Source organism: Amycolatopsis orientalis DSM 43388 (assembly GCF_000411975.1).
In the GTDB taxonomy this organism is placed as follows: Bacteria; Actinomycetota; Actinomycetes; order Mycobacteriales; family Pseudonocardiaceae; genus Amycolatopsis; species Amycolatopsis orientalis_D.
In genome coordinates this window covers 26,553-42,574 of the sequence record NZ_ASXG01000189.1, presented here as the reverse complement: position 1 = coordinate 42,574, position 16,022 = coordinate 26,553, and the positions used below count along the sequence as shown (strand labels likewise).

Annotated in this window: 10 protein-coding genes; 6 read left to right on the top strand and 4 right to left on the bottom strand. The window is 70.9% G+C overall.

Annotation, left to right across the window (positions count from 1 at the left end):
- The first annotated feature begins 20 nt into the window (after positions 1-20).
- From L942_RS38765 to L942_RS38755, 3 genes are all read left to right on the top strand, one after another.
- The gene (locus L942_RS38765; RefSeq protein ID WP_037370030.1) at positions 21-1,496 is read left to right on the top strand and encodes an SPFH domain-containing protein; all 1,476 of its coding nucleotides are present in this window, start codon (positions 21-23) and stop codon (positions 1,494-1,496) included.
- Positions 1,496-2,179, top strand: coding sequence for a hypothetical protein (locus L942_RS38760; protein ID WP_037370028.1), 684 nt, complete (start codon positions 1,496-1,498; stop codon positions 2,177-2,179). Before L942_RS38765 ends, L942_RS38760 begins: the two co-directional genes overlap by 1 nt.
- A 104-nt stretch (positions 2,180-2,283) precedes the next feature.
- Positions 2,284-3,567, top strand: a complete 1,284-nt coding sequence (locus tag L942_RS38755) for a wax ester/triacylglycerol synthase family O-acyltransferase (protein ID WP_081655401.1) — start codon at positions 2,284-2,286, stop codon at positions 3,565-3,567.
- 33 nt (positions 3,568-3,600) lie between these two features.
- Here L942_RS38755 and L942_RS38750 read toward each other — a convergent pair whose 3' ends face one another.
- The 3 genes from L942_RS38750 to gltB all read right to left on the bottom strand — a co-directional run bounded on the left by L942_RS38750 (position 3,601) and on the right by gltB (position 11,327).
- Positions 3,601-4,992, bottom strand: coding sequence for a class II 3-deoxy-7-phosphoheptulonate synthase (locus tag L942_RS38750; protein WP_037370027.1), 1,392 nt, complete (start codon positions 4,990-4,992; stop codon positions 3,601-3,603).
- Between the two features lie 216 nt (positions 4,993-5,208).
- Positions 5,209-6,717, bottom strand: coding sequence for a glutamate synthase subunit beta (locus tag L942_RS38745; RefSeq protein ID WP_037370025.1), 1,509 nt, complete (start codon positions 6,715-6,717; stop codon positions 5,209-5,211).
- Between the two features lie 68 nt (positions 6,718-6,785).
- On the bottom strand, positions 6,786-11,327 hold the full coding sequence (gltB, locus tag L942_RS38740) for a glutamate synthase large subunit (RefSeq protein WP_037370022.1): 4,542 nt from the start codon (positions 11,325-11,327) through the stop codon (positions 6,786-6,788).
- A 397-nt stretch (positions 11,328-11,724) separates the two neighbouring features.
- Between gltB and L942_RS38735 the strand changes: the two genes are divergently transcribed.
- From L942_RS38735 to L942_RS38725, 3 genes are read left to right on the top strand one after another with little or no spacing between them, the layout of a single operon-like run.
- Positions 11,725-12,066: a hypothetical protein gene (locus L942_RS38735; RefSeq protein ID WP_037370017.1), complete on the top strand. Its 342-nt coding sequence runs from the start codon at positions 11,725-11,727 to the stop codon at positions 12,064-12,066.
- A 41-nt stretch (positions 12,067-12,107) separates the two neighbouring features.
- Positions 12,108-14,048 carry a hypothetical protein gene (locus L942_RS42400; RefSeq protein ID WP_051166538.1) on the top strand — a complete coding sequence of 647 codons (1,941 nt, stop codon included), beginning with the start codon at positions 12,108-12,110 and terminating at the stop codon, positions 14,046-14,048.
- Positions 14,049-14,063: 15 nt separating this feature from the next.
- Positions 14,064-14,876: a hypothetical protein gene (locus L942_RS38725; RefSeq protein WP_037370014.1), complete on the top strand. Its 813-nt coding sequence runs from the start codon at positions 14,064-14,066 to the stop codon at positions 14,874-14,876.
- Between the two features lie 78 nt (positions 14,877-14,954).
- On the opposite strand, the gene lgt is transcribed toward L942_RS38725, so the two are convergent.
- Positions 14,955-15,953: a prolipoprotein diacylglyceryl transferase gene (lgt, locus tag L942_RS38720; protein WP_037370012.1), complete on the bottom strand. Its 999-nt coding sequence runs from the start codon at positions 15,951-15,953 to the stop codon at positions 14,955-14,957.
- Positions 15,954-16,022 lie beyond the last annotated feature (69 nt).

The window sequence follows — 16,022 nt, the reverse complement described above, 5'->3', positions numbered from 1 at the left end:
CGGAAAGTGCGGCGAGGGCTATGGAAATCTGGGTCATCGTGGTGATCGCGGTCGTGGCCGTGATCCTGCTGTTCGGGCTCCTGCGGATGCTCTACAAGGTGGCGGAGCCGAACGAGGCGCTCATCATCTCCGGCTGGGGCGTCCGGGTCGAGCGCAGCGAGACCGCCGACAGCCTCGGGTTCAAGATCGTCACCGGCCGCGGCGTGAACGTGCTGCCCGGCTTCCAGACCGCGCGCAGGCTTTCGCTGGACACCCGAGGGGTGAACCTGCAGGTCTCGTGCGTGACGAAACAGGGTCTTCCGGTCACCGTGCGCGCGGTCGTGATCTACAAGGTCGGCGACGATTTCGCCTCGATCGCGAACGCCGCCCGCCGGTTCCTGGACCAGCAGAAGGGCATGAACGACACCATCCACGAGCTGTTCTCCGGGCATCTGCGCTCGATCGTGGGCGGGCTGACCATCGAGGAGATGATCCACAACCGCGACGCGCTGACCGGCGAGGTCCGCCAGTCGTCGGCGACCGAGATGATCAAGCTCGGGCTGATCGTGGACTCGCTGCAGATCCAGGAGATCGACGACGAGTCCGGCTACATCGTCAACCTCGGCAAGCCGCACGCGGCCGCGATCGCCGCCGCCGCGCGGATCGCCGAGGCGCAGCGCGACCAGGAGGCCACCGAGGCCGAGCAGATCGCCGCGGCGCGCAAGGCGGGCGCGATCCGGGAGAGCCAGATCCAGCAGGCCGGGTACCAGGCCGAGGTGGACCAGGCCAAGGCGAAGGCGAGCCAGTCGGGTCCGCTGGCCGAGGCGACCGCGCGCCAGGAGGTCGTGGTCCAGGAGACGCGGGCGGCCGAACTCGAGGCGGCGCTGTCCGAGCAGCGGCTGCAGTCGCAGGTCCGCAAACCGGCCGACGCGAAGGCGTACGAAACGCGCACCACGGCCGACGCGGAACGTGACGCGCAAATCGCCCGCGCGCAGGCACAGGCGAAGGAAACCGAGCTGCGGGCGGGCGCGGACGCGACCCGGGTCAAGACCGCGGCGGAGGCCGAGGCGCAGGCCACGAAGGCCCGCGCGGAAGCCAGCGCGAGTGCGACGAAGGCCACCGGCGAGGCGGAAGCGGCGGCGGCGAAGGCGAAGGGCCTCGCGGACGCGGAAGCGGCGAAAGCCAAGGGTCTGGCCGAAGCCGAAGCGGCGAAGGCGAAGGGGCTCGCCGAGGCCGAGGCGATCAAGGCGCGCGCGGCCGCACTGGCGGAGAACCAGGAGGCTGTGGTAGCACAACAGCTGGCCGAGCGCTGGCCGGAGATCGTCGAAGCCGGTGCGCAGGCCTTCGGCAATGTCGACCACATGGTGGTCCTGAACGGCGCGGACGGGATGTCGGACATGTTCACCAAGGCGCTCTCCCTCGGCGGCACGGGCCTCGGCCTCGCCCGCCAGCTGATGGACGCCATGGGCACCAAGCAGTCCGATTCCGACGGCAGCCTCGCCCCTCGCGAGGACTGATGAGCTTCTTCACGGACGGTCCTCGCGAGCGACCCGTCTTCCCGGTCCGGGAGCGGGAGCTGTTCGGCTACGAGGGCCGTCCGTGGACCGGCCCGCCGTCTGACCACATCGTGCCCGCACTGCTGCCGTGGGCGACGCCGCTGGGCCGGTCCGAGCGCACCATCGTGGCGCTGCGCGCGATCGAGGTGTGGCCGGAGGCGATGACGCTGCGGATCGCGGTGTATTCGCGCGACCGCATGGACGGCGCGCCGCTGATCGGCCACCGGCGCATCCCGGACTACAACTCGCTGCTGGTCGGCGTGCTGTTCCCGGACGGCGGCCGGGCCAGTTCCGAAACCGTTTCGGTGCCGACCGCGGGCGAACCGCACGAGCCGGTGCTGCGCGTCGAGGAAGGCAGCGGGGCGGATTTCCACTACGAGCACCCGGTGTTCGTGTGGCCGCTGCCCAGCGCCGGTCCGCTCAAGGTGATCGTGCAGTGGCTCGATCGCGAGATCCCGGAAACGCACACCAAGCTCGACGGCGGACGGCTGCGCGCCGCGGCGCTCGAAGCCGGCGAACTGTGGCCGGGGCTGCCGAAGCGGCCGGGCAACGGCGTCGCGATGCGCCAGATCGCCGCCGAAGTGAACGACGCGAGCGGCCCCGGGCTGCCGCAGCGGCAGCCGCGGCGCGCCCCGGGCGAGTGAAATTCCGGGGAATTAGCGTCCTGGAAACATCACGGCCGTCCTCCGGTCATACCCGAGTAGTGTCGTGGCTTTCGCCCTCGCCGCCGTTCGCTGGAAGGTCGACCATGGTGTCTGCCCCGCTCAGCTCGCTCGATGTCGCTTTTCTTTGCCTCTCCAGGGAAACCGCGCCGATGCAGATGGGCGCGGCGCTGGTTTTCGCGCCGGAGGAACCGGTTCGCCCGGACCGGCTCGTCGCGCTGCTGGCCCGGCGGGCGGCGGAAATTCCGGCGCTGCGCCGGAAAGTCCGCGCCGGGCTGTTCCCGCCCGGTTCCGCGAGCTGGGTGGACGACCCGGATTTCCAGGCAGTGAAACATATTCATCATCACCGGCTGACCACGCTGTACGACCCGGACCCGCTGCCGGAGTTCGCGGCGAAGTGGATCGCCGAACCGCTCGACCCGCGCCGTCCGTTGTGGGAACTCACGGTGGTGACCGGCATTCCGGACGGAAGTTTCGCGGTGTTGCTCAAACTGCACCACGCGCTGACCGACGGAGCGGGCGCGTACGCCGTCGTGGTCGGACTGCTCGACGGATTGCCGTTCCCGATGCCCGCGCCGTCGGTTCCGCGGCCGCGCACCCCGATGGACGCGGTGCGGGACACGTTGGAGACAGCGGGAATCGCGTCGTCGGTGGTCCGGGCGGCGGCGCGTCCGCCGTGCCTGCCGCTGGCCGCACCCGCCACCGCCGAACGGCGCCTCGGTTTCGCCCGGCTGGCGTCGGCCGATCTTCGCCGGATCCGCCGAACGCACGGCGGGACCACGAACGACGTGGTGCTCGCGGTGCTGTCCGGCGCGTTGCGCGAATGGCTGATCAACCGCGGCATCCGCGCGACCGGGCGATCGGTGCGCGCGCTGATTCCGGTGAGTGTGCGCGGGAGAGCGGCTGAGCAATGGGGCGGAAACAAACTTTCCGGCTATTTGTGCGATCTGCCGATCGGAACCGACCATCCAGTGCGGCGGCTGACCGAGGTGCGCGCGGCGATGACCCGGAACAAAGCCGCCGGTCCGTCCCGGGGAGCCGGGGCGTTCCCGCTGCTGGCCGACCGGATGCCCGCGGCCTTGCATCGGCTGGGGACGCGGGCCGCCGGGCTGGCCGCGCCGCTGCTGTTCGACCTGGTCGTGACGACCGTGCCGGTGCCGCGCGCCCGGCATGCGCTCGCCGGTGCGCCGCTGACCGAGGTGTACCCGTTCGTGCCGCTCGCGCCGCGCCAGGCGGTGGGCATCGCGGTCGCGCCCTATCTCGACAATGTCCACATCGGACTGCAGGCGAACGCGGACGCGGTGGAAGACCTCGGATCGCTGCGGGACGCGGTGGCCAAATCGGCCGCGGAGCTGCTGGACGCCTCGTGAGCGCCGCGCCCGGCACGCACGAGGCGGCGGCGGTCAGCCGCGCAGCATCTCCGCGACCAGGAACGCCAGCTCCAGCGACTGCTGGGTGTTGAGCCGCGGGTCGCACGCGGTCTCGTAGCGGCCGGAGAGGTCGACGTCGGAGATCTCCTGCGCCCCGCCGAGGCATTCGGTGACGTCCTCGCCGGTCAGTTCGACGTGGATGCCGCCCGGGTAGGTGCCGAGCTTGCGGTGCACCTCGAAGAAGCCCTGGACCTCGTCGACGATGCGGTCGAAGTGCCGGGTCTTGTATCCGGTGGACGATTCGTGCGTGTTGCCGTGCATCGGGTCGCACTGCCAGATGACCTTGTGCCCGGACGCTTCGACCTTCTCGACGATCGCCGGCAGCACCTCGCGGACCTTGCCGTTGCCCATCCGCGAGATCAGCGTGAGCCGGCCCGGCTCGCTGCGCGGGTCGAGCCGCTCGACGTACTCCAGCGCCTGCTCGGGCGTGGTCGTCGGGCCGATCTTGAGCCCGATCGGGTTCGAGAGCAGTTCGGCGAACGCGATGTGCGCGCCGTCCAGCTGCCGGGTGCGCTCGCCGATCCAGAGGAAGTGCGAGGACAGGTTGTACAGCTTCGGGTTGGCCGCGTCGGCCTGGTCCAGCCGCAGCATCGCGCGCTCGTAGTCGAGCAGCAGCGCCTCGTGGCTGGCGAAGATCTCGGTGGACTGCAGCGAGCTGTCGGTGACGCCGCAGGCGTTCATGAACCGAAGGCCGCGGTCGATCTCGGCGGCGAGCGCCTCGTACCGCTCCCCCGCCGGCGACGAGGCCACGAAGTCCTTGTTCCAGTCGTGCACCTGGTGCAGGTCGGCCATGCCGGCCCCGGTGAGCGCGCGGACCAGGTTCATCGCCGCGCCCGCGTTCGCGTAGGCGCGGATCATCCGGCCCGGGTCCGGCACCCGCAGCTCCGGCTTGGCGACGAGCGAGTTGATGATGTCGCCGCGGTAGACCGGGAGCCCGAGCGCGTCGGTGCCGGACGAGCGCGGCTTCGCGTACTGGCCCGCGATCCGGCCGACCTTCACCACCGGCAGGCTGGCCCCGTAGGTGAGCACGACGGCCATCTGCAGCAGCGTGCGCAGATTCGCCCGGATGTGCGGTTCGGTGTTGGACTCGAACGTCTCCGCGCAGTCGCCGCCCTGCAGCAGGAACGCCTCCCCGCGAGCGACCATGGCGAGCCGGTTCTTCAGCCGGTCGATCTCGGCGGGCACGGTGATCGGCGGCACGCTCTCCAGCACGCCCCGCACCCGCTTGGCCAGCGCGGTGTCCGGCCACTCCGGCTGCTGCGCGGCGGGCAGCGACAAGGCGGTGTCGAGGCGGTCCCGCAGCTCAGGAGGCAACGGCGGCAGCTCGGGGAGAGTGTCTACGGGAACGTCGACTGTCCAGTTCACGCGTCTCAGGATAGGGTCTGCCGCCGGTGCCCGGGCCGGTGGGCGGCGAGGGTCACGCGTCCGGGGCGTCCTGGCGGACCCCGCCTGGATCACCCTGCCGCGGATCTCGTCCGTCTTCGGCCGTCGGCATCTGCTCCCCCGTCTCGGCTTCTCAGGAAACCCCGGGAAAGAAACGGGCCCCGGCGCGCCATTGCGCCGGGGCCCGAGCCAGGGGGATCACACCACCGCGAGCGGCAACGCGGTCGGGTGCACCGGGGCGGGAAGGTCCGAAGCGCCGGTCAGGAACGTGTCCACCGCCGCCGCCACCGAGCGGCCTTCCGCGATGGCCCACACGACCAGCGACGCGCCTCGGTGGGCGTCGCCGCAGACGAAGACTCCGGGGGTTTCCGTCTGCCAGTCCGAGCCGCACGACAGGGTGCCGCGGCGGGTGAGGGTCAGGTCCAGGCCCTCCAGCAGCGGCATTTCCTCGACGCCTTCGAAGCCGATCGCCAGCAGGACCAGGTCCGCGGGCAGCGTTTCGACCTCGTCGTTGACCGGGATGACCTCGCGCCGGCCGGTTTCCGGGTCCTTCTGCACGCGGACTTCCTGGAGTTCCACGGCTTTCACGCGGCCGTTGCCGTCGTCGACGAACCGCTTCACTGCCACCGCGAACTTCCGCTCGCCCGCTTCCTCGTGCGCCGGGTAGGTGCGCAGGATGTACGGCCAGGTCGGCCACGGCGACCGCTCGTCGTCGCGGGCCTGCGGGGGCATCGGGTACTGGTCGAGCTGCGTGACCGACAGCGCGCCCTGCCGGGTCGCGGTGCCGTAGCAGTCCGCTCCGGTGTCGCCGCCGCCGATGATCACGACGTGCTTGCCGTTCGCGTCGATCGGGGACGGGCCGTCGCCCTCGACGAACTTGTTGGCCGGCACCAGATGTTCCATCGCCAGGTGGATGCCGTGCAGCGATCGGCCCGGCGTGGTGTGGTCGTCGCGCCCGCGCAGGGCGCCCACAGCGAGCACGACCGCGTCGTACTGCGCGCGCAGGTCTTCCACCGACAGGTCGACGCCGACCTCGCAGCCGGTGACGAACTTCGTGCCCTCCTTGCGCAGCTGCGCGAGCCGCCGGTCGAGGACCTTCTTCTCCATTTTGAACTCGGGAATGCCGTACCGCAGCAGGCCGCCGAGCCGGTCGTCGCGCTCGAACACGGTGACCTCGTGGCCCGCGCGGGTCAGCTGCTGCGCCGCGGCGAGCCCGGCCGGACCGGAGCCGACGACGGCCACCGTGCGGCCCGAGGACACCTCGGACGCCTGCGGCTGCACGTATCCGGCTTCCCACGACTGCGCCGCGATCGTCTCCTCGACGCGCTTGATCGCCACCGGCCCGCCGGACAACGGCGAGATCGACAGCACGCAGCCCGCCTCGCACGGCGCCGGGCACAGCTTCCCGGTGAACTCCGGGAAATTGTTGGTGGCGTGCAAGCGATCGCTGGCCGCCGCCCAGTCGCCGCGGCGGACGAGGTCGTTCCATTCCGGGATCAGGTTGCCCAGCGGACAGCCGGAACCGCCGGAGTGGCAGAACGGGATGCCGCAGTCCATGCACCGCGACGCCTGCGTGCGCACCTGCTCGTTGCGCTCGTCCGGCGGAACGTCCGCGTAGACCTCGCCCCACGAGGAAAGCCGTTCCTCGTAGGACTTCTTCTTCGGCTCTTGCCGCTCGTACTTGAGAAAACCGGTGGGGTCAGCCACGAGCCGCCTCCGTGTTCTGCGGGATACCCGCACCCAGTCGGCACTCGCGACTGCGGCTCCGCCAATTGTCAGCCACGAGCTGCCTCCATGATCGCTTCGTCGACATCGCGGCCAGCCGCACGGGCCGCCTTCGCCGCATCGAGAACCCGCTGGTAGTCGCGCGGCATCACCTTGGTGAAGGCCGCCGCGCGCCGGGTCCAGTCGCCCAGGAGCGACGCGGCCACGGCCGAGCGGGTGAGGTCGTGGTGGCGCTGCACGATCTGCTTGAGCCAGGCCAGGTCCTCCGGGTCCGGCGGAAGCAGGTCCACCATGTCCTGGTTGACCTTCGCGCGGTCCAGATCGAGCACGAACGCGCTGCCGCCGGACATCCCGGCCGCCAGGTTCCGCCCGGTCGGGCCGAGCACCACCGCGCGGCCGCCGGTCATGTACTCGAACGCGTGGTCGCCCACGCCCTCGACCACGACCGTCGCGCCGGAGTTGCGGACGCAGAACCGCTCGCCGACCTGCCCGCGCAGGAACATCTCGCCGGACGTCGCGCCGTAGGCCAGCGTGTTGCCCGCGATCGTCTGCTGTTCGGCGGCGAATTTCGCGTCCGGATGCGGGCGGACCACGATCCGGCCGCCGGACAGGCCCTTGCCGACGTAGTCGTTGGCGTCGCCGATCATCTCCAGCGTGATGCCGCGCGGCAGGAACGCGCCGAGCGACTGCCCGGCCGAACCGGTGAGCCGCACGTGGATCGTGCCGTCCGGCAGGCCCTCGCCGCCGTAGCGGCGGGTGATCTCCGAACCCAGCAGGGTGCCGACGGTGCGGTTCACGTTCCGCACCGGCAGTTCCAGCCGCACCGGATGCGCGTCCTCCAGCGCCGCCTCGGCGAGCTGGATGAGCGTGCGGTCGAGTGCGTGCGCCAGACCGTGGTCCTGTTCGCGCACGCGCCGCTTCGCCCCGCCGTACGGGGTCTCGGCGGGCATCTCGAACACCGGGCGGAGGTCGAGCCCGGAGGCCTTCCAGTGCCGCACGGCCTCGTCGGTGTCGAGCATCTCGGCGTGCCCGATCGCCTCGTCGAGCGTGCGGAAGCCCAGCTGCGCCAGGGTTTCCCGCACTTCTTCGGCGACGAACTCGAAGTACCGCACCACGTGGTCGGCCTGCCCGGTGTAGCGCTTGCGCAGCTCCGGGCTCTGCGTGGCGACGCCTACCGGGCACGTGTCGAGGTGACAGACCCGCATCATGATGCAGCCCGCCACCACGAGCGGCGCGGTCGCGAAGCCGTACTCCTCGGCGCCGAGCAGCGCCGCGATCACGACGTCGCGGCCGGTCTTCATCGCACCGTCCACCTGCACCGTGATCCGGTCGCGCAAACCGTTGAGCAGCAACGTCTGCTGCGTTTCGGCGAGGCCGATCTCCCACGGCGTCCCGGCGTGCTTGAGCGAGTTCATCGGCGACGCGCCGGTGCCGCCGTCGTGCCCGGAAATCAGCACGACGTCCGCGTGCGCCTTGGACACGCCCGCCGCGACCGTGCCGACGCCCAGCGAGGACACCAGCTTCACGTGGACGCGGGCCTTCTCGTTGGCGTTCTTGAGGTCGTGGATCAGCTGGGCCAGGTCCTCGATGGAGTAGATGTCGTGGTGCGGCGGCGGGGAAATCAGCCCGACGCCCGGCGTCGAATGCCGCGTGCGCGCGATCCACGGGTACACCTTGTTCGGCGGCAGCTGCCCGCCCTCGCCCGGCTTCGCGCCCTGCGCCATCTTGATCTGGATGTCGTCGGCGTTGACGAGGTACTCGCTCGTGACGCCGAACCGGCCCGACGCGACCTGCTTGATCGCGCTGCGCCGCTGGGGGTCGTACAGCCGCTCCGCGTCCTCGCCGCCCTCGCCGGTGTTGGACCGGCCGCCGATCCGGTTCATCGCGATGGCGAGGGTTTCGTGCGCCTCGGCCGAAATCGAGCCGTACGACATCGCCCCGGTGTTGAACCGGCGCAGGATCGCCGACGCGGGCTCGACCTCGTCCAGCGGGATCGGTTCGCGCGCGCCCTCGCGGAACTTGAACAGCCCGCGCAGCGTGCCGCCCTCGCGGTAGAGCCGGTGCACCTCTTCGGTGTACTTGCGGTACACCTCGTCCCGCCCGGTCTTCGACGCGTGCTGCAGCAGGAACACCGTCTCCGGCGTGAACAGGTGCAGCTCGCCCTCGCGGCGGTAGGCGTACTCGCCGCCGGTGTCGAGCCCGCGGTGGACGCGGTCGGTCGGGTTGTCCGGGTACGCCCGGCGGTGCCGCACCGCGACCTCTTCGGCGAGCACGTCCAGCCCGACGCCGCCGAGCTTCGACGACGTCCCGGTGAAGTACTCGTCGAGCAGTTCCTGGCTCAGGCCAAGGGATTCGAACACCTGCGCCGCGGTGTACGCGCCGACCGTGGAGATGCCCATCTTGGACATGATCTTCAGGACGCCCTTGACGAGCGCCTGCACGTAGTTGCGGACCGCCTTCGCCGGCTCGATGCCGGTGATCGCGCCCTGGCTGATCATGTCTTCGATGGTTTCGAAGGCCAGGTACGGGTTCACCGCCGCCGCGCCGTAGCCCAGCAGCAGCGCGATGTGGTGCACCTCCCGGGCGTCGCCGGTCTCCACGACCAGCGCGACGCGCAGCCGTTCCTTCGTGCGCACCAGGTGGTGGTGCACGGCGGAAACCAGCAGCAGCGACGGGATCGGCGCCATCCGGTGGTCGGAGTCGCGGTCGGACAGCACGAGCGTGCGCGCGCCCGCCGCGATCGCCTCGGACGCGTCGCGCCGCACCCGTTCGAGCGCCGCCGCCAGCGCGTCCGCCCCGCCGTCCACTTCGTACAGTCCGGAAAGGACGCTGCAGGCGAAACCGGGCAGGTCGCCGTCGTCGTTGATGTGGATGAGCTTGGCCAGCTCGTCGTTGTCGATCACCGGGTACGGCAGGTTCAGGTGCCGGCAGGACGCGGGCCCGGGCGCGAGCAGGTTGCGCTCCGGTCCCATGATCCGGCTCATCGACGTGACCAGCTCTTCGCGGATCGCGTCCAGCGGCGGGTTGGTCACCTGCGCGAAGTTCTGCTTGAAGTAGTCGTAGAGCAGCCGGGAGCGCTTGGACAGCACGGCGACCGGGGTGTCCGACCCCATCGACCCGATCGGCTCGGCCCCGTTGGCGGCCATCGGCGCGAGCAGGATCTTGAGTTCCTCTTCGGTGTAGCCGAAAGCGAGCTGGCGGCGCAGCACCGAATCGTGGCTCTGCACCACGTGGTCGCGGTCGGGCAGCTCGGCGATCTTGAGCAGCCCGGCGTGCAGCCAGTCGCGGTAGGCCTGCTTGCGCGCCAGCGCGGACTTGACCTCTTCGTCGTCCACGATCCGGCCCGCGGCGGTGTCCACGAGGAACATCCGGCCCGGCTGCAACCGGCCCTTCGCGACGACGTCTTCCGGGGCCACGTCGAGGACACCGGCCTCGCTGGCCAGCACCACGCGGTCGTCGGCGGTGCGCCACCAGCGCGCCGGGCGCAGTCCGTTGCGGTCGAGCACCGCGCCGACGAGCGTGCCGTCGGTGAAGGTGACGCACGCCGGACCGTCCCACGGCTCCATCAGGCTGGCGTGGAACTGGTAGAACGCGCGCCGTTCCGGATCCATCGCGGTGTGGTTTTCCCACGCCTCCGGGATCATCATCAGCACCGCGTGCGGCAGCGAACGGCCGGCGAGGTGAAGCAGCTCCAGCACCTCGTCGAAGGACGCCGAGTCCGACGCGTCGGCCGAGCAGATCGGGTACAGCCGCGAGAGATCGCCCGGGATGACGTCGGATTCGAGCAGCGCCTCGCGGGCGCGCATGCGGTTGCGGTTGCCGCGGATGGTGTTGATCTCGCCGTTGTGCGCCACGAACCGGAACGGGTGCGCGAGCGGCCACGACGGGAAAGTGTTGGTGGAGAACCGGGAGTGCACGAGCGCGATCGCGCTGGTGAGCCGGGAATCGCGCAGATCGGGGAAGAATCGGGGCAGCTGCTCGGGCGTGAGCATGCCTTTGTAGACGATCGTGCGGGCCGACAGCGACGGGAAGTAGGTGCCGCAGCCGGAAGCGAGGCTTTCGTGCTCGACGCGCTTGCGCAGGCAGAAGGCCAGGCGGTCCAGCTCCAGGCCGGTTTCGCCGTGCGGGGAGGACACGAACAGCATCGCGAAATACGGCATCACCGAACGCGCGGTGGGGCCGATTTCCGCGCCGTCGGTGTCCACCGGGACCTCGCGCCAGCCGAGGACGGTGAGCCCTTCTTCGGCGGCGATCCGCTCGGCGAGGCCGATCGCCTTGCGGCGCTGCTCGTCGTCGGAGGGCAGGAACGCGATTCCGGCGGCGTACGCGCCGGCCTCGGGCAACGGGAAACCCGCCTCGGCGCGCAGCAGTTCGTCGGGCAGCTGCAGCAGAATCCCGGCGCCGTCGCCGCTCGTCGGCTCGGCTCCCGCGGCGCCGCGGTGGTCGAGATTCGTGAGCGCGGCGAGACCGTCGGTGACGATGCCGTGCGTACGGCGGCCCTGGACGTCGGCGACCATGGCGACGCCGCAGGAATCCTGCTCGGTGTCCGGGTCGTACAGACCCTGCTTGCCGGGGATGGCGGAGAAGATCATGGAAAAGGGACCTCCTTCGTCGTTTCGTGCGGTGGCCGGCGAACCGGCCGCGGGGAGCGCACGGGACGACGATGGCCCGCTTGTTAGCGCGACTTTAACACCTGGGAAACACCCCAGCAGCGCCTCGGAGCTCCCCGAACGGGGAAGAACGGTAACGATCCGGCAGCGTGGAACGACGTAGTTCCAGATGGGTTCCCGATGCTTCGGTCCCCGAAGCATAAGCCCGGCGGCGGCCCCGCGCACCCGGCGAGTGACGAAGTCGATGCGCCCGCTTGGTCCCCTTCGTCCGAACCTCGCAGGTAATCGCACAAATTTCCGGGAACCACCCACGCTCGGTGATCGTCGGTTGCCATAGTGTTCGGCAACCGATTAGCTCACGGGGAGGGCGATTTCTTTCATGTCCGGCATAGAAGTCGACGTCGAGACGATGAACCAGTACGCCGAGGTGCTCGACAGCCTCCACGAGAAGATCAGCAAGATCAACGACTACATGCGCTCCACCGCGTGTGACACGTCCGGGTTCACCGGCTTGTTCGTGGTGCTGCAGCCGGTGGTCCAGCTGGTCGCGAACCTCTACGGCGGAACGCTCGACTTCGGCCACTCGCGGCTGACCTCGCTGGTCGACGGGGTCAAGCAGGCGGCGCAGGCCTACGCGCACCACGACGCCAATTCCGCGCAGCTGCTCCAGCAGTTCATCGACCAGTTCGACGGCATCGACTCCGGCAAGGGCGCGGCCTGATGCGCATCCGCACCACACGGATCTGACGAGGGGGAACAGACATGGCACGGCACGGCGGCGGACACGGCGGCGGCCACCACCCCGGGGGAACGGGGACGACGCATCCGCCGTCCCACCCGGGCGGGAACCAGCCGCATCCGGGCAACCAGCCGCATCCCGGCAACCAGCCGCACCCGGGCGGCCAGCAGCCGCATCCGGGCAACCAGCCGCATCCCGGCAACCAGCCGCACCCGGGCGGCCAGCAGCCGCATCCGGGCAACCAGCCGCACCCGGGCGGTCAGCAGCCTCCGGGCGGCCAGCAGCCCACCCATCCGGGCGGGAATCAGCATCCGGGCGGCGGCGGGGACGGACGCCGTCCGTCCGGCGGCGACGACCAGACGCACCCGAGCGGCACCGGCGGCAACTCCGGCGACGACAACGGCAACGGCAGGCACCGCGGCCAGGGCGACGACAACGGCCAGTCCACTGGGGACGGCAACGGCCGCGACGGTCGCGACGGCCGGGACGGGCGCGATGGCCGAGACGGGCGGGACGGTCGCGACGGCCGGGACGGTGAAGACGGTCAGGACGGCCGGGACGGGCGCGACGGCCGGGACGGCGGCGAAGAAGGCGGCGACGAGCATGGCCGCGGCCGCGGCGACGAGGGCGGCGGCTCCGGCGGCGACGAGGGCGGTTCCGGCAGCGAAGGCGGCGACGGGGGCGGCGAAGGCGGTTCCGGCGGCGAAGGCGGCGACGGGGGCGGCGAAGGCGGCTACGGCGGCGAAGGCGGCGGCAACGGCGGCGAAGGCGGCACCGGGGCTTCGGGCGGACAGCCCGGCGGGGTCCCCGGCGGCACCGGCGACTTCGACCGCGGCGATTCGATCGTCGAATTGCTGCAGCCGCCGGAAGACACCTCCGGCGACGACGTCCAGGCGCTGGTGAAGGACGCCGGCGTCGAGGTGATGGCCGTCGAGTGGGTGTACCAGAAGTTCACCGGCACGACGCTGACCCAGCAGTTCATCGAACCGCTCACCGGCGACTTCTCGAAGATGTCGGCCGACGCCGAGGCGTGGCGCAACATCTCCGAGGCGATGAAGGCGTTCTCCGAGGTGATGGTCGCCAACGAGAAGACCGTCAGCGAGTCCTGGCACGGCATGGCTTCCTTGGAGCACAAGGCTTACGTGCAGGCCGGGTGGCGCGCCGGGCTGGCCGCCGAGGCCGGCATCGCGTCGTTGATCGCCAAGGGCTTCGACCTGCTGGCGGACACGTCGAAGAAGCTCGCGGCCAAGGCGCTCGACCTGCTCAAGAGCCTCATCGACCGGCTGCTGGTGATGGCCGCCGAGGCGTGCGTCCCGATCGCGGGCTGGGTCGCCGACGCGATCACCGCGCTGTCCGAGCTGCTGCCGCTGATCAACGCGCTGATCTCGATCATCGACATGATCAAGGACGTCATCACCCGCGTCCAGGAGATCTGGAACTCGCTCAAGGACATCGGGTCGCAGCTGCAGAAGATCAAGGACGTCGGCAGCATCGGCGATCTCGTCGACATCGCGAAGAACGTCGGCGGCGACATCGGCGACATCAAGGACAACGCCAAGGGCATCGGCCAGGACGCCAAGGACGCCGTGGAAGCGGGCAAGGAAGGCGTCAAGGGCGCGCGCGAGGCGCACGAGGAGAACCGGCGCTCGCACGAATCCGGCGAGGACGAAGGCGACCGCACTTCCGGCGACCGTTCTTCCCGCGACGACGGCGACCGCACCTCCGGCGACCGTTCTTCCGGCGACGACGGCGACCGGTCCCCGGGTTCGGGCGAGCGCGGGCAGAACCAGCGGTCCGAACCGGACGGTCCGCAGCACCAGCCCCCGCAGAACCAGCAGAACCACCAGCCGCCGCAGCAACCCACCCACCCGCCGGCGCAGCCGAACCACCCGCCCGCGAATCACCCGCCGTCCCATCCGCCCCGTCGCTCGGCGAGCGGCCGGATCCACGGCCGCATCGACTAAGGAGGAACTGCCGAGATGTCCCAGCCCGTCACCGCGGACGATTCGTGGAAGACGCCGGAGCTGCGGGAGGCCGAGGCCGCGCTCGACCGGACGGTCCGCAAATCCCAGCAGCTGCTGAAGGACCTGGAGAAGATCAAGCTCCGCCCGCTGCCCAAAACCGACACCCCGGAACGGATCGAGGCGATCAAGCGCGCCGCCTCGCGTCCGGACGCTCCCGCGCAGCTGCGGCTGATCAAGCGGAAGGTCGACGCGGGCGAATTCTCCTGGGAGGACGTCGCCGCCGGCCGGGCCTTCGCCGACCCGGACGTCCGGGCGCTCGCCGACGAGAAACTCAGCGAGGCCAAGGACATCCTCGAGGAACTGGAGGAGGGCCAGAGCCCGGAGGAAATCCTCGAGGCGCGCACCGGCGGCGCCGGGAACCCGTTGTCGGACACCGGACGCGCGGCGTACCCGAACACGCCGGAGGAGCGGCCCGCCGGGTTCTCCGCGGCGGACCCGCTGGCGAGCAGTTCCCGTCCGCTGCCGCCGCCCCCGCCCGCGCCGGAACCCGACGAGTACTCGAACGACAATCCGCTCGCCGACCGGACGCCGCCGCCCCCGCCGGCTCCGCCGAAGGAGGAGCCGCCCGCTCCCCCGGCTCCTCCCGCGCCGCCCCGGCATCGCGCCCCGGAACCGGAGCCGGAGGACGAGTTCACCAATCCCCTCGCCGACCGGGGCGACCGGCCGAAGCGGTCGCAGCCCCAGCCGCCGCCGTCGTCCGGACGCCGCGCCCGGCGCCAGGACTCCGGCGATGACGACGACTACTTCGGCGGCTCGTTCCTCAGCTGAAGCTCCGCGGAAGCCGGACCGGCACACCCGACGAGGCCCCCGCCTGGGTCAGGCGGGGGCCTCGTTGCGGTTCTGTGTTCAGGACTTCTCGGGCTTGCCGTTCTCCGCGGGCGAAGATCCGGCGTCCACGGTGTGCTCCGCGTCGGTCTTGTCCGCGGGTTTGTCCGAAGTGGACTCGACCGCGTCCTGGTCGTCTCCCTTGCTGCGCAACGTCTCCGGGGCTTCGCGCGGACCGCGCTTGGCCGCGACGACGAAGTACGCCATCGCGCCGGCGAACAGCAGGATCGACGTCCACACGTTGACCCGCAGGCCGAGGATGTGGTTCGCGGTGTCGGTGCGCATCAGCTCGATCCAGCAGCGGCCGACGGTGTAGCCCGCGACGTACAGCGCGAACGCGCGGCCGTGGCCGAGCTTGAACTTGCGGTCCGCCCACACCACGAGCAGCGCGACGAGCAGGTTCCAGATCAGCTCGTACAGGAACGTCGGGTGCACCGGGCTTTCCGGCAGCGGGATGTGCCCGGTCGCGACGCCGCCGAGGGCGTCCGGGGCCCCGGTCTCCGGGTTGAAGCGCTGGTAGATCTCCAGGCCCCACGGGAGGTCGGTGTGCGCGCCGTACAGCTCCTGGTTGAAGTAGTTGCCGAGCCGCCCGATCGCCTGCGCGACGATGATGCCGGGCGCGATCGCGTCGGCCATCGCGGGCAGCGGGATGCCCCGGCGGCGGCAGGCGATCAGCGCGCCGACCGCGCCGAGCGCGACCGCGCCCCAGATGCCGAGGCCGCCGTCCCAGATGGCGAAGGCGTTCCAGGGGTTCTTGCCCTCGGTGAAGTACAGCTCCGGGTCGGTGACCACGTGGTAGAGCCGGCCGCCGACCAGGCCGAACGGCACCGCGAACACCGCGACGTCGAGCACCGTGCCCTTGGTGCCGCCCCGGGCCTCCCAGCGCCGCTCGCCCCACCAGATCGCGACGATGATGCCGGCGATGATGCAGAGCGCGTACGCCCGGATCGGGATCGGGCCCAGGTGCCAGACGCCTTGGTCGGGGCTCGGGATCGTGGCCAGGAATGCTGCGGAGTACACGCGGCCACCGTAGCGCGTCGGGCCAGGTCGTGGTCCCGGCGCCGGGGAACCCTTCGCCAAGACCCGGTC